The organism is Flavobacterium sp. GQ95 (assembly GCF_059758655.1).
In genome coordinates this window covers 136,105-151,045 of sequence record NZ_JCAXEB010000005.1, presented here as the reverse complement: position 1 = coordinate 151,045, position 14,941 = coordinate 136,105, and the positions used below count along the sequence as shown (strand labels likewise).

The 14,941-nt window shown below is 35.8% G+C and carries 11 protein-coding genes; 2 read left to right on the top strand and 9 right to left on the bottom strand.

The genetic code is table 11. The features are described from left to right. Positions 1–99 precede the first annotated feature (99 nt). Positions 100–1,218 (top strand): hypothetical protein, encoded by a 1,119-nt coding sequence (locus tag AC6CH4_RS11695; RefSeq protein WP_498103160.1) that lies wholly within the window; start codon positions 100–102, stop codon positions 1,216–1,218. Between the two features lie 76 nt (positions 1,219–1,294). On the opposite strand, the gene AC6CH4_RS11690 is transcribed toward AC6CH4_RS11695, so the two are convergent. The 8 genes from AC6CH4_RS11690 to AC6CH4_RS11655 form a co-directional block, all read right to left on the bottom strand. Beyond that, positions 1,295–1,786 carry a YybH family protein gene (locus tag AC6CH4_RS11690; protein ID WP_498103158.1) on the bottom strand — a complete coding sequence of 164 codons (492 nt, stop codon included), beginning with the start codon at positions 1,784–1,786 and terminating at the stop codon, positions 1,295–1,297. Between the two features lie 110 nt (positions 1,787–1,896). Next, on the bottom strand, positions 1,897–2,424 hold the full coding sequence (locus tag AC6CH4_RS11685; protein WP_498103156.1) for a PPC domain-containing DNA-binding protein: 528 nt from the start codon (positions 2,422–2,424) through the stop codon (positions 1,897–1,899). 125 nt (positions 2,425–2,549) lie between these two features. Beyond that, positions 2,550–3,770, bottom strand: coding sequence for a sensor histidine kinase (locus AC6CH4_RS11680; RefSeq protein WP_498103153.1), 1,221 nt, complete (start codon positions 3,768–3,770; stop codon positions 2,550–2,552). 27 nt (positions 3,771–3,797) lie between these two features. Continuing rightward, the gene (locus tag AC6CH4_RS11675; RefSeq protein WP_498103151.1) at positions 3,798–10,157 is read right to left on the bottom strand and encodes a HAMP domain-containing protein; all 6,360 of its coding nucleotides are present in this window, start codon (positions 10,155–10,157) and stop codon (positions 3,798–3,800) included. Positions 10,158–10,242: 85 nt separating this feature from the next. Beyond that, positions 10,243–10,674 (bottom strand): response regulator, encoded by a 432-nt coding sequence (locus AC6CH4_RS11670; RefSeq protein WP_498103149.1) that lies wholly within the window; start codon positions 10,672–10,674, stop codon positions 10,243–10,245. Positions 10,675–10,677: 3 nt separating this feature from the next. Beyond that, positions 10,678–12,042, bottom strand: a complete 1,365-nt coding sequence (locus tag AC6CH4_RS11665; protein WP_498103147.1) for a CHASE3 domain-containing sensor histidine kinase — start codon at positions 12,040–12,042, stop codon at positions 10,678–10,680. Positions 12,043–12,271: 229 nt separating this feature from the next. After that, positions 12,272–12,694, bottom strand: coding sequence for a response regulator (locus tag AC6CH4_RS11660; RefSeq protein WP_498103145.1), 423 nt, complete (start codon positions 12,692–12,694; stop codon positions 12,272–12,274). Positions 12,695–12,797: 103 nt separating this feature from the next. After that, a complete protein-coding gene (locus AC6CH4_RS11655) occupies positions 12,798–13,370 on the bottom strand; it encodes a phospholipid scramblase-related protein (protein WP_498103143.1) in 573 nt (190 codons plus the stop codon). 762 nt (positions 13,371–14,132) lie between these two features. Between AC6CH4_RS11655 and AC6CH4_RS11650 the strand changes: the two genes are divergently transcribed. Beyond that, on the top strand, positions 14,133–14,501 hold the full coding sequence (locus AC6CH4_RS11650; protein ID WP_498103141.1) for a response regulator: 369 nt from the start codon (positions 14,133–14,135) through the stop codon (positions 14,499–14,501). A gap of 106 nt (positions 14,502–14,607) precedes the next feature. Here the strand turns inward: AC6CH4_RS11650 and AC6CH4_RS11645 are convergent, their stop codons facing one another. Beyond that, complete coding sequence (locus AC6CH4_RS11645; RefSeq protein WP_498103139.1) at positions 14,608–14,838, bottom strand: hypothetical protein; 231 nt, start codon at positions 14,836–14,838, stop codon at positions 14,608–14,610. Between the last annotated feature and the right edge of the window lie 103 nt (positions 14,839–14,941).

Genomic DNA, 14,941 nt, shown 5'->3' with positions numbered 1-14,941 from the left:
ACAAATAAGAAATTCAAGTCTAAGCAAAACAGCATATAATATTTTTTTATATTACTGATTTTCATTAACTTGCAGTATATTCCTCTAAATTTTCCTATTATGAAAAAACTTTTTTTGTCATTATTAGTGGTTGTAATATGCTTATCGGGTCAATCTGTTTTTTCTCAAACAAAAGACGAAGATGTACCTCCATTAGGTTTGCCCGGAGACAATCTGGATTTGTATGCGGTACTTGATCTTTTTCAAAAGTCAAAGACCATTGAAGATTTTGAAAAAACATTAAATCAAAAGGAGACAAAAATCAATAACCTGGATTTGAATCTTGATAAAAAAGTTGACTTTATTAAAGTAGTCACTAAAAAAGATGGTAATGCTTTTACGTTTGTACTTCAGGTAAACGTAAATGAAAAGGAAACTCAGGATGTTGCTGTCATTTTAGTGAATAAGGACAAAAATGGAAAAGTTTCTCTGCAAATTGTTGGAGATGAAGATCTTTATGGTAAAAATTATGTTATCGAACCTAAAACTACAAGTGCTTCAGTAACAGCAAATCCTGCCTATGTTGGTTCTAACCCTGTTACAGTTAATGTTCCTGCTACCACTACTATTGTTGTAGAATCGGCGCCAATTGTGCAGTATGTATATTCTCCGGCTTATGTTCCGTATTATCCTCCCTATTACTATGGTTTTTATCCTCCTTATTTTGCAGCATTTACAGTGTTGGCAGTAGGTATTTATCGTCATAACAATTGGTACCATGGTGGTTATTATGGCGGACATTATGGTGGTGGAAATACAGTAATTATTAATAACAGAAATCAAATTAATCATTATAATAACGATAGAAACCGATCCAATACCGTTTCAGATAACAGGGCAAAAGGAAATTATGGTAATGGTAACAGAGCTGGTACGCAGCCGGCCAGAGGAAATAACAATCGGGCATCGGCAGGTACTTCAGATAGATCTTCAAAAGTGAACCGTCCTTCAGCTGGTACCTCAGATCGTTCCTCGAACATAAATCGCCCTTCAGCCGGGACTTCAGATCGATCCTCAAATCTAAATCGTTCGTCGACTTCAAATCGTTCGGCATCGCCAAGTTTTGATTCCGGTCGTACCAGAGGCGGCGGCGCAGGTAATGGTTTTAGCGGTGGCGGCGGTTTTAGTGGTGGTCGAGGTGGTGGCGGCTTTGGAGGCGGAGGCGGAAGAAGACGTTAAAAATAAATTCTTTCTTATAAAAAAATGGACTAAAACTTATTAGGTTTTAGTCCATTTTTTTATGCATTTAGTTTTTTTATCTTGCCTCCACATCTGAGGCACTCATATCTCTGACACAAACATATTTACCATCCCTTTTTTCAAATAAACTAAGATAATTTCCGCTATTAATAACAGTTTTACTAACTGAATCTGTTACGGTAAAAGAACCACTTTCTACAACCTGATTTCCATCATTTGAAACAAAAACTTCATTGGTCTTAAAAGAAATTTTATTAGAATTGGTTCCTAAATCGGCCATAAGGAACTCTCCAATTGCCTTCTTACCCACCAAAGGTTTTCTGTGTTGATAATAACTTACAGCATCATCAGCATAGTATCCAATTTCTTTAGCTTCACCAGAATTGTAAGTTGCCGCAAATTCATCTTCTTTTGCCTGGATTTCCTTTTTTATTTGCTCTTTATCAACTACTACTACAGGTTTTTCTTCCTCCTTCTTAGTATTACAGGCCAACATTGAAATCAGCACACTTCCTAATAATAATCCATTTAAAATATTGTTTTTCATATGATAAAAAATTAAAATATTACAACTTAAAAGTACTATAAAAATCTCAACATCAGACACTTTAGCCCTAAAATATTTAAAATCAGATTTTAAACTTTAAATTTAATAAGTTAATTTTTTACACAAGGCAATTGTAGAACATTTGCTCCCAATGGTTGTTCCATTTTTCTTTCTAACTTTTCATGATTCATGGTAATATAAATTTCCATCGAACCTGTTCCTACTTTAAGCGCTAAAATATGTCCGCCATATGCATTAAACTTATCATCGGTGGCTACACCATGAATATGTAAGGATGGTTTTCCTTCACTCCAGGCAACAGAACCGGTAAGGCTTCCCATCTCTACTTTATTAAATGTCTTCGGATTAAATTTTTTCCGACTAAAGTCGAAAAAGCCGAAAGTGACCTCTCCTGCAAAGCCAATTCCGGTAAAATTTCCGGATGGAATTTGTTGTTCTTTAACCAAATTTTCAATTGAAGAAATAACGTTATCTCCTTCACGCAATACCATCAGGAATCCTTCAGCGGTTTTGCTGTAACGACATTGAGAATTGCTTACATTTTGCTGTGCATCTACGAAACTGAATGTTAAACATAGCACCATCGTAACAATGCTGTTTTTTAGGGATAAATACATGGTGAATTTCATTTTAAGATTAAACTTCAAACAAAAAAATAAAACTTTCATTTTCAGAAGCTTAAAATTAATTCACAATAGGTTTGAAATTTTATATAAATCCAAAATAGTATTACAGAATTCAATTAACAGGGAATATAAATATTAAAAGTTGCCCCTTGCATGGGTTCGCCAACTGCGTTTATATGACCATTATGGTTTTCTACAATTTTCTTAACTATGGCTAGTCCTATACCGGTTCCTTCATACAAATCCCTTCCGTGTAATTTCTGAAAAACACCAAAAATTTTCTCGCTGTGTTGTGGTTCAAAACCAATTCCGTTATCTCCAAAACTAATGTGACAATAATTGACATCTGTAGACAAGTTTTCGATTTTTAAATCCATACCATAAACCAAACGGCTTTTAATATTGATTTCTAATGGCGTTTCTGTTTTGGCAAATTTGATGGCATTATGAATCAGGTTTTCCATTAACTGAACAAACTGAAAAGGGATTACTTTGGCCGTATCATGAAAATCAGTAATAATGGTAGCTCCTTTTTCGTTTAAATTTTCGTTTAACGCCTCTTTTACATCGTTAATTATAGCATTAAGATCAACCGTTTCATACCTTCTGTCTACAAGTGTTGCACGTGAGAAGGTAAGTAGACTGTTAATCAGTTCACGCATTCTGTTGCAGGCATAAAGAATCCTGTCGAACTTTGTCTTTCCATCTTCTGATAAATTGCCATATTCATTAGACATAATGAGATTTGCAAAGGTCTGAATTTTTCGCAGTGGTTCCTGAAGATCATGGCTTGAGATGTATGTAAAAGCATCCAACTCCATGTTTTTCTTTTTCAGTTCTTCGGCATGTTTTTCTATCGCTGCATATTGAGATGCAAGTTCCTTATTGGTCTTTAGAATAATTTCGTTAAGCGCATGCGTTTCTTCTTCTTTCTTTCTTAATTCCTGGTTTTTTCGGAACAATTCGGTAAAAACCATCACTTTTGCCTGCAAGATTTCTGGCGACAAAGGTTTAATCATATAATCAACCGCGCCGGACTGATACCCTTTGAAAATGTATTCATTGGTATTCATATTGGCGGTTAAGAAGATAATGGGAACGTGTTTTAGTTTTTCACTTTGGCGAATTAATTCGGCTGTTTCAAAACCATCCATCAATGGCATTTGAACATCCATAAGGATAATTGCAAAATCCTGGTTTTTTAGCAGGATCCGCAAAGCATCTTTCCCCGATGTCGCTTCAACAAACTGATAACCACGGTCAGCCAGGATGACTTGTAAAGAAAGTAGGTTTTCTTTTTTATCATCGACTATTAAGATTTTAATTGCGTCTCCCATTCTTATTTTGCATTGAATATAAAATTATTATTTAAGCCACACGCGCATAAGCGACGACAACTGCTCAACATTTACGGGTTTCGTCATATAATCTGAGGCACCCGATTCTATACAACGCTGTCTATCGCCCTTCATTGCTTTTGCTGTTACGGCAATAATGGTAAGATCCTTATGTTTAGCATCTTTTCGAATGCGTTTCATCGTTTCATAACCATCCATTTCGGGCATCATAATATCCATCAGGACAATATCAATGTCTTTCTTTTGATTCAGAATATCGATTGCTTCCTGACCACTTTCGGCACTAATTACATCCAATCCATATCGCTCGAGAGCTGTTGTCAATGCGAAAAGATTACGTACATCATCATCTACTAATAAAACTTTTTTACCCGGCAATACATCTTCTTTCAAATAAAATGATTCGATGATTTCTTTCATTTCATTAGGAAGTTCTTTATGAACACGATGCATAAACAAAGCAGTCTGATCAATCAATTCTTCCATCGAACCAGCGCTTTTCGTAATAATACTATGAGCAAATCTGTTCAGTTTTAGCCTTTGTTTTTTTGTAACATCACCAGCTGAATGTATAATAATAGCTGTTTCCTGTCCGGCAATATTATTCTCCAAATCCGTAATGATCTCAAGACCATCTGCATCTGGTAAAACCAAATCTAAGATAATACAATCAAATGATTTTTCCTGTATTAATGCAACTGCTTCTTTCGCCGTTTTAGCACTGGATATTGTAATATCATCTCCGTCAATAGCATTTATTATTCGGCTCAATTCAAGTTCATTATCATCTACTACTAGCAGATTTTTTATTTTTTTATTTTTAAAGTCATGAATATCATTAAAAAGATAAGACAGTGAATCGTTCTTAACCGGTTTTAAGAAAAAGTTCCTCGCACCACGTTTAAGTCCTTTATTTCTCTCGTCTTCACCAGAAATAATGTAAACCGGAATATGGCGTAAATTAAAATCCGTTTTCAATCTGTCCAGAATTTTCCATCCACTGCTGTCCGGCATATTTAAATCCATTGTAATGGCATGCGGATGAAACTGATTAATAAAATCAATCACATCATTTCCTTTTGTGGTTACAATTGCTTTAATTCCGTTGAGATGTGCCTGCTCCAGCATAATTCTCGCAAATGTCAGATTATCTTCTGCGATCAATAATACTTTGTCTCCAGGCTTAATATCGGTTCTGTCATCGCCTATTTCATCCACAAAAAACAAATCAATATCAGATCGGTTGAATTTTTCAGAAGGCAATGATTTGATACGGCCTTTTACATCTGTTTCTTCTTCTACATCAATATTTTCTATTTCAGAAATATCTACATACTGCAAAGGAAGGAAAAGTGTAAATTTACTTCCGATATTCGTGTCGCTTTCCAGTTCAATACTTCCTCCCAATAAATCTGAAAGCCCACGGCTGATTGATAATCCCAAACCAGTTCCACCATATTTACGGCTGGTTGAACCTTCGGCTTGTTGGAAAGCTTCAAATATGATGTTTTGTTTTTCTTTGGAAATTCCAATTCCGGTATCCGAAATCTCAAAGGCAACAACTGCTTCTGCTTTATCGAGACTAAGATTGGCCGTTTTCCAATTGTTATTGGCTTTGTATATTTTTAATTGCACTTCACCCTTTTCTGTAAATTTGAAAGAGTTCGACAGCAAGTTTTTCAAAATTTGATTTAATCGTTGTGAATCGGTTTCAATCAACTCCGGTAGTTCTTCATCCATGCTGATTTTAAAGCGTAAATGTTTGGCTGCCGCAATTGGATTAAAGGTTGATTCCACAAATCGGCTGATTTCATCAAAACTAATCGGATTGTAATCCACAGAAATATACCCTGATTCGATTTTCGAAAGATCCAGAATGTCATTAATCAACTGAATTAAGTCATCACCGCAGGAATTTATCGTTTTGGCAAACTGAATTTGTTTTTCAGAAAGATTTCCGTCTCTGTTAGCGATTAATTCGTTGGCTAAAATCTGTAAACTGTTAAGCGGTGTTCTCAACTCATGCGACATATTCGCTAAGAATTCCGATTTATATTTGGATGTTAAAGTCAACTGATCTGCTTTTTCTTCCAAAGCTTTTCTCGCTACCTCTACCTCTTGGTTTTTAAGCTCTACTTCTTCTTTTTGATTCGCTAGTAAGAATGCTTTTTCCTCCAGTTCTTCATTGGTGTTTTTTAGTACTTCCTGCTGACTTTTTAGCTCGCTTGCTAACGATTGAGATTGTACCAAAAGCTCCTCTGTTCTTGAGTTCGATTCAATTGTATTCAATACAATTCCGATACTTTCTGTCAATCCTTCAAGGAAATCTAAGTGTGTCTGACTGAATGTATCCAAAGATGCCAATTCTATAACGGCTTTTAATTGTCCTTCAAAAAGTACCGGCAAAATAATAACGTCCTGTGGTTTGGCATCACCCAAACCTGAATTGATTCGAATATAATCTTTAGGTACATTGCTCAGAATAATTCGTTCTTTTTCGATTGCCACCTGACCAATAAGTCCTTCTCCCATTGCATATTGCGTAGGCGAATTTTTTCTTTTGATGTAAGCATAAGAGGCAATCAGATTCAGTTTTGAGTCCTCAAAATTTTCATCTTCCTGCAAAATATAAAAGAGTCCGTGTTGTGCTGTTACAACCGTTGCCAGCTCAGAAAGGATTTTTCTGGTAACCGAATTAAGTTCTTTTTGTCCCTGAAGCATTTGGGTAAATTTAGCCAAATTCGATTTCAGCCAGTCTTGTTCCTGATTTCTTAAAGTTGTTGCTTTCAGGTTCGAGATCATCTGGTTGATGGTATCTTTAAGAGCCTCTACCTCCCCTTTTGCTTCAACACCAATAGTTCGTGTTAAATCCCCTTGTGTTACCGCAGAAGCCACTTCAGAAATCGCACGTACCTGAGTCGTTAAATTCGCCGCAAGTTGGTTTACGTTTTCTGTTAAGTTTTTCCATGTTCCGGAAGCTCCAGGTACATTTGCCTGACCTCCCAGTTTTCCTTCTGCTCCTACCTCACGCGCCACGGTTGTTACCTGATCTGAGAAGGTTGCCAGCGTATCAATCATTTCGTTGATCGTATCTGTTAATTGTGCAACCTCACCTTTGGCATCAATTGATAATTTTTGTTTCAGGTTTCCTTTTGCTACGGAAGTTACAACTTTCGCGATTCCACGAACCTGAGAAGTTAAGTTAGAAGCCATCAAGTTAACCGAATCCGTTAAATCTTTCCACGTTCCCGCAACCCCTTTTACTTCAGATTGCCCTCCCAGTTTTCCTTCAGTACCCACCTCACGTGCTACACGGGTTACCTCAGATGAAAACGAATTCAGCTGTTCCACCATCGTGTTGAAGGTATTTTTCAAATCCAGAATTTCTCCTTTTACGTCAACCGTAATTTGTTTCGAAAGGTCACCATTGGCTACTGCTTTAGTTACATCGGCAATATTACGCACCTGACCTGTTAAGTTAGAGGCCATCTGATTCACCGAATCTGTTAAATCTTTCCAGGTTCCGGCAACTCCGGGTACGAACGCCTGCCCTCCCAGTTTTCCTTCTGTTCCTACCTCTCTTGATACACGGGTTACTTCTGAAGCAAAACTTCGAAGCTGATCCACCATCGTATTTACTGTTTCTTTTAATTGAAGGATTTCTCCACGAACGTCAGCCGTAATTTTTTTCGACATATCTCCATTCGCAACGGCAATCGTTACCTCGGCGATATTACGTACCTGAGTCGTTAAGTTACCCGCCATCTGATTCACCGAATCGGTCAAATCTTTCCACGTTCCGGCAACTCCCGGTACATTCGCCTGACCTCCCAGTTTTCCTTCGGTACCTACCTCACGTGCCACACGAGTTACCTCGGAGGCAAATTCACGAAGCTGATCCACCATCGTGTTCAGGGTTTCTTTTAATTGCAAAATTTCCCCACGAACGTCAACGGTAATTTTTCGGGACATATCTCCATTTGCTACGGCAATCGCCACATCGGCAATATTACGTACCTGAGCAGTTAAGTTACCCGCCATCTGGTTAACCGAATCTGTTAAATCTTTCCAGGTTCCGGCAACTCCCGGTACATTCGCCTGACCTCCAAGCTTTCCTTCTGTTCCTACCTCTCTTGATACACGTGTTACCTCCGAAGCAAAGCCTCGAAGCTGATCCACCATGGTATTAATTGTATTTTTAAGTTCCAGGATTTCTCCTTTTACGTCTACTGTAATTTGTAATGATAAATCCCCTTTTGCAACCGCAGTGGTTACCTCGGCGATATTACGTACCTGGCCGGTTAAATTCGATGCCATTTGGTTCACCGAATCCGTTAAATCTTTCCAGGTTCCACCAACACCTTCCACCTGAGCCTGACCTCCCAGTTTTCCTTCGGTACCTACCTCACGCGCCACACGGGTTACCTCGGATGCAAATGAATTCAGCTGTCCCACCATCGTATTAATGGTGTTTTTAAGCTCCAGGATTTCTCCTTTTGTATCTACGGTAATCTGGCGTGATAAATCGCCTTTTGCTACTGCTGTGGTTACCTCTGCGATATTACGAACCTGACCTGTTAAGTTCGATGCCATTTGATTCACCGAGTCCGTTAAATCTTTCCAGGTTCCTCCAACACCTTTTACTTTTGCCTGACCTCCCAGTTTTCCTTCCGTTCCAACCTCAAGTGCCACACGCGTCACCTCAGATGAGAAAGAGTTCAGCTGATCCACCATCGTATTAATGGTTTTCTTCAACTCCAGGATTTCCCCTTCGGCTACAGCCGTAATCTTTTTCGATAAATCTCCATTGGCTACTGCGGTTGTTACCTCGGCAATATTACGAACCTGACCTGTTAAGTTCGATGCCATCTGATTCACGGAATCGGTTAAATCTTTCCAGGTTCCACCAACCCCTTTTACTTTTGCCTGACCTCCCAGTTTTCCTTCTGAACCTACCTCACGTGCCACACGGGTTACCTCGGCACCAAAGGAGTTCAGCTGATCCACCATTGTGTTGATCGTATTTTTAAGTTCAAGGATTTCTCCTGCAACGTTTACTGTAATTTTTTTAGATAAATCCCCTTTTGCTACCGCTGTTGTTACCTCGGCAATATTACGTACCTGACCCGTTAGATTCGATGCCATCTGGTTCACTGAATCGGTCAAATCTTTCCAAACCCCTCCAACACCTCTTACTTTTGCCTGACCTCCCAGTTTTCCTTCAGATCCAACTTCTACCGCCACACGCGTAACCTCAGAAGAAAACGAGTTCAGCTGATCCACCATCGTATTGATGGTATTTTTTAATTCTAATATCTCTCCTTTTACATCTACGGTAATTTTTTTAGATAAATCTCCTTTTGCTACCGCAGTTGTTACATCGGCGATATTACGTACCTGGCCGGTTAAGTTGGATGCCATCTGATTTACCGAATCTGTTAAATCTTTCCAGGTTCCTCCTACACCTTTTACCTGTGCCTGACCTCCTAATTTTCCTTCGGTTCCTACCTCTCTTGCCACACGGGTTACCTCAGAAGAAAACGAATTCAGCTGATCCACCATCGTATTGATCGTATTTTTAAGTTCCAGGATTTCTCCTTTTACGTCAACCGTAATTTTTTTAGATAAATCTCCTTTTGCTACCGCTGTTGTTACATCTGCAATATTACGTACCTGACCCGTTAAGTTACTCGCCATTTTATTTACAGAGTCGGTCAAATCTTTCCAAACCCCACCAACACCTCGCACTTTTGCCTGACCTCCCAGTTTACCTTCTGTACCTACCTCACGTGCCACACGTGTAACCTCCATCGAAAACAGATTCAGCTGTTTTACCATTCCGTTTACCTCTTTTGCAATTCTGAGGAATTCTCCCTGAAGCGGGTTTCCTTCGATAGAAAGCGGCATTTCCTGAGATAAATTTCCTTTTGCCACCGAGGTAATTACGTGGGCAATTTCGATAGTTGGGTGCACCAGATCTGAAATCAGCGTATTTACAGAATCGACACAGGAACTCCACGAACCACGAGCGCCATCAAGTGCAACCCTATTGGTTAGTTTTCCTTGTTTACCAATACTTTTTCCTACTTTTTGAAACTCAAAAACCATTCGCTCATTGAGGTCAATGATTTCATTTAAGGTATCGCAAATTGATCTTTTAATTCCATTCTGATCTGTTGGGAAACGTTGTGTGAAATTACCATTTTTAACTTTTATCAAAATCTTTAAAAACTCTGCGTCAGTCAAAATAGATTCCTCAGAATCTACCTTTTTGTCCCTTGCCGTTGAAGGTTTTTCTGTCAAAACAATCGGAAACTCAAGGACATCCTGAGATTCTTTCGTTTCAATTTCTTTTTTATTTTTCATATTCCCAACTTTTATCGAATAATTTAAAAAATCTGCCCCTTAATCTTTTACTAATCTACTATTTTTTACTATAAAAAACTTTGTTTTATATACCATCATCAAATAATATTTTCCTTAAATGAAATTGCACAAAAGCATCCATAGAATCGGAACGTTTTGTATTATCATTGTAATTCAAAGGTTTAATAATATAACCTGATATCCCTAATTTTTCTGCCGCAGTCCGATCATTTCCTTCTGAGGATGTTGTCATGATAAACACTTTTAAATCCTTTAGTTTTTTATCTTCTCTTAGTACTTTCAGGAATTCTATTCCGTTCATTCTTGGCATATTAATATCCAGCAAAATTACATCCGGAACTAATACTGCTTCAGTATCTCTAAGTATTTTTAACGCTTCGATTCCGTTATAAGCGGTGTGTAGTACATACTCGCTTTCTAATTTTTTCAAACATCGCTCGACACTTATCACATCCAGTTCGTCATCTTCAACTAATAAAATTGTGGGCTTTTTCATAACTTAATTGTTTCTCCATGTAAAAATGAATTCGGCACCTTCGCCCAATTTCGATTTAACTATTATAATTTCCTGTTGATCATCAATTATTTTTTTTACAATTGCGAGACCAACCCCGGTACTTTCCTGTTCATTTTGTTCCCGAAGTGTCTGAAATATTTCAAATATTTTCTGGTGATAATCTACCGCAATACCAATTCCGTTATCCTTTACTGAAAATTCATGCACTCCACCAAATGTAACGCAACTGATCTGAATCAAGCCATCCTGTTGCGGCGTATATTTTACGGCATTACTAATCAAATTGGCAAAAACCTGTTCCAATTTAATTCTCTCTGTAAAAAGATCCGGAAGTTTACCAATTTCAAGTTTGAAATTTCTCGGAACAATCGAATCTGCAATTTCGTGCACCAGGGCATTGGTGTCGATATATTCTGAAGGTGTTTTTAAGTTTAGGCGGGCATAATCCAGCAAACCATTAATGAGGGCTTCCATACGTCTGGTTTTTTGCGGAATAATCCTGAGATATCTTTTTAGTTCTGGCGATAACTCGTTTTCCATGTCTTCCTCTATCCAGCTTACCACATTGTGAATACCACGAATAGGTGCTTTAAGATCATGAGAAACTGCATAGGCAAATTTATTGAGCTCAGCATTTCTGTTTTTCAGCTCATGAATGTTTTTATCGAGTTTTCCTGACATTCTGTTTAGCGATGTTGACAGGGCAGTCAGCTCATCATTTCTAGTATCTTTTACTATAGTGAAATTTCCTTTAGAGATATTTTCGGCAAGACGAACCATCGAATTAATTCTTTTATTGGTTACATACATAATAAAGATAGTACTTAACAATCCGACGATGACGGTTAGCGTTAGGAATATAAATGAAAAAGTGTGTGCATATCTTAAAGAAGTGAGTAACATTTCTGTATGATGTTTTCTCTTTTTATATTCGATTTTATCAAATCGGGAAAATTTTTCGGCAATCGCGTCGTTTATTTTTTTTCCAACATGCCTTTTTAAAGAAGTATTGAATAAGGTTTTATACGAATCCGGCATTTCTTTTCTGGATTTTATCAATTCTTCAGAATATCGAACCCAATTAGCGTGAAGTGTACTGATAGAATCTAATGTGGCACGCTGGTCATTCTTATTTCCAACGCGAAGTTGCTGTTCTTTGATCAATGAAGGCACTTTTTTTAGTCCGATAAAATAAGAATCCAGAAAAGTATAATCATCAGTAAGCAAAAAACCTCGAAAAGCGCTTTGCATTTCGATTATAGCTTTATGCGTTTTATTAGAATTACGAATGATCTCTTCAGATCTGGCGAGAAACTGCGAGTTAAGCTGTACCTTTTTCGATAGCATATAATTCGTGTATGAGTCCGCAATGGACAACAAAATCACAAGAGTAAACGCAACTAGAATTTGAGTAGATAATTTCATCTAATTACAATTAAAGGACCATATACACGATTTGGCACTCGATTATCCCATAAAAATAATAAAAATAATAAAATCTTCCCTGAATATTTTCTTAGCATCATTTACACTGCTGAACCCTTTACGGCTACAATAATATTATAATTAATAACGGCTAAACTGAAAAAGTATATTGACTTAAAATTCGTTTTAAATCATTAAAATTGTTTGGTTTGGATATATAATCATGGGCTCCATATGATTTGGCTTCACGAATAATATCATCTAACTGCGAAGTCGAAAAGATAATGATGGGAATTTCTTTTAGTTCTTCTTCTTTTTTAATTTCAGTCATAAATTCAAGTCCTGACATGATGGGCATGTTAAGATCGAGAAAGATAACATCCGGGTTAATTTCTTTCTGCATCAATTTTCGCAATGCTTCTACCGGATCATAAATAGCAGTGTAGTTAGCGGCAGATACCGCTTCCAGTGCTTCCATGAATAATTCACAATCGTCTGAATCATCATCAATTTGTAGTATATTACTATACGTTATGCGTTTATTTGGCATTTCTGATGTGTAAAGTTCTTTCAATAATTCTAATTTTTTAAAATTAAAAATAGTTTATTTACTATTTTGACAGGCTTATAAATAGGAATGTCTAATTTTTCAATGAAAAACAAAAAATATAATTTAATCAATTAAAAAAAAGCATATTGATTGCTATAGCACTGGTTAAAATTGCAATTCGATTTTCATTTTCTGAATAATTTGTACTCATACTTACATTATAACTGCGATTCGATTTTACGAAATTCTTCATTCGTCCGGTCCATTTTTTATCGATAGAACCTATTTGTCTTTCTGTTGTATCATAAACAACAAAATTAGGTCCATGCCAGGCATCACGGATTTCGGCTATAACTTCATTTGAAGCATTTAAAACTTTGAACTCGGGTGTAAAAAAATTTCTTCTGTAAATTGTTCCAATCTTTTTGCCAAGTGCATCGTACAAAGTAATATCAGACACAAATGAGAAACTACGTTTTGCAATCGAAGATTCAAGTCCGCCGTTTGCATTCCTTATTTCTATCAAAAAAGGAAACAAAGTTTTACAGGGAATTAATTTTAATATTTTTTGCCTAAATGTTAGGTTCTGTTTTATACTTCCAATACGCTCACGTTTATCATTATAGATGTGATATTTTTTGCGTAAACTACTTATGTTATCAACAAAATAGTTATTTATTTCAAAGAAATCTGAATTCATACAATTAAGTTTTAATAGTTAAAAAAAAATAGGTTTCAAAATTTTGAAGATTTGTTTTTTAAATATTCAAGTATATGAATGTAATATGTAATTATTTTCAGGTTTTCAATTTGTGTTTTTGGCTTTATATCTATTCTTTTTAATTACAATTTCCATTTTGACTCAGTTTATCCAGGGTATTTAAGACAACAAAAGTGAACATATATATTTACTATCTCTTACATAATTTTATTTAAATGTTACAAGGTTTCAATCTTATCCTTCACTCAACTTTTAATTAGACTTAAATTTACTAAAAATAATACGCATTTCATCGAACATGGGAATTATGTAACTAAAAACAAAAATTATATAAAATCGTCTTTTGTCATCAATTTATTTTTATAAAAAATCAATAACTAAAACTTAACTTTTTTCCTATGACGAATTTAAACTTTAAGATTATTACCGGCGTAATCCTTTTAATAATTGCATCCATGAGTTGTAGTAAACATTGTTATGATGAGGACTATACAAGAGATTCAAATCTAAAGAAGCTATAACTCAGATTCTTTAAAAATATCTTCACCCCATCACAATGAAACTTAATATTAAATCAGGAAATTGTTATTAAACAAGTTTTTTATCTCTTTTCAAATGTATAAAAAATAAATATAATCCTACAATATGTAAAAAAACAAGGAAATAAACTATTTTATTTCCTTGAAAATATTTAAATTTACAAGAAGATCATTGATAAAAATCAAACCAAATAAGCTGCATATGAAGTATAAAAATATTTTGCAAATTGATGATGATTTTGATGATTGCGAATTTTTTCAGCAGGCGCTGGAAGGAGTGTCAACTGCTGCATATATGGCTCTTCATAATCCGATAGAAGCTTTACAAAAATTGGTTGACAAAGAAATAAAACCAGACTTGATTTTCCTTGATATTAATATGCCCCTGATGAGTGGTATTGAACTTTTGGCAGAAATTAAAAAAAGAGAGGCTATTAAAAATATTCCTGTCATTATATTTTCAACGGCTCCTATATCAGCAAATCTGGTAAAAACACTCGATGCAAAAGATTATGTAACTAAACCGAGTAATTTTAATGACCTCAAAAATATATTAAGAAGCATTTTATAATTAATTTTTGGTTGACAAAATTTATTAATTACAGGTAACAAATTAATAAAAAAGCCCGTATTATACAGGCTTTTTTTATTTTCTACGATTGATTCCATTATATTTTTTATGGTTTTATGGTATCAGTTGCAGTTTTGGGTCTTGTACTACTTTTCTTTTTAGTAGCAGGATGCTTTGTTTTAACTGAATCTGTCTTGTGCGTAGAAGATTTTGTAGTACTACTTTTTAAAATGGTGTCTGTACTTGTTTTAGCTTTTTTAGTTGTTTTAGGAGTTTCCTGTGCAGAGACCGTTCCAACAAAAAGAAGCATGGCTAATGTCATTAATAAATTTTTCATAATCTTGATTTTTAAATATTTATATTTTTTTAATACTTGTAATAAGACAAATTTTCAAAAGATTTTTGCGATTTATTTACATAGTTATAATTTAAAGGTTACA

Bases quoted from the DNA above. Each gene is read 5' to 3' on its own strand.
- AC6CH4_RS11695 (WP_498103160.1), top strand. From the start codon at position 100: ATGAAAAAACTTTTTTTGTCATTATTAGTGGTTGTAATATGCTTATCG.
- AC6CH4_RS11690 (WP_498103158.1), bottom strand. From the start codon at position 1,786: ATGAAAAACAATATTTTAAATGGATTATTATTAGGAAGTGTGCTGATT.
- AC6CH4_RS11685 (WP_498103156.1), bottom strand. From the start codon at position 2,424: ATGTATTTATCCCTAAAAAACAGCATTGTTACGATGGTGCTATGTTTA.
- AC6CH4_RS11680 (WP_498103153.1), bottom strand. From the start codon at position 3,770: ATGGGAGACGCAATTAAAATCTTAATAGTCGATGATAAAAAAGAAAAC.
- AC6CH4_RS11675 (WP_498103151.1), bottom strand. From the start codon at position 10,157: ATGAAAAATAAAAAAGAAATTGAAACGAAAGAATCTCAGGATGTCCTT.
- AC6CH4_RS11670 (WP_498103149.1), bottom strand. From the start codon at position 10,674: ATGAAAAAGCCCACAATTTTATTAGTTGAAGATGACGAACTGGATGTG.
- AC6CH4_RS11665 (WP_498103147.1), bottom strand. From the start codon at position 12,042: ATGCTATCGAAAAAGGTACAGCTTAACTCGCAGTTTCTCGCCAGATCT.
- AC6CH4_RS11655 (WP_498103143.1), bottom strand. From the start codon at position 13,370: ATGAATTCAGATTTCTTTGAAATAAATAACTATTTTGTTGATAACATA.
- AC6CH4_RS11650 (WP_498103141.1), top strand. From the start codon at position 14,133: ATGAAGTATAAAAATATTTTGCAAATTGATGATGATTTTGATGATTGC.
- AC6CH4_RS11645 (WP_498103139.1), bottom strand. From the start codon at position 14,838: ATGAAAAATTTATTAATGACATTAGCCATGCTTCTTTTTGTTGGAACG.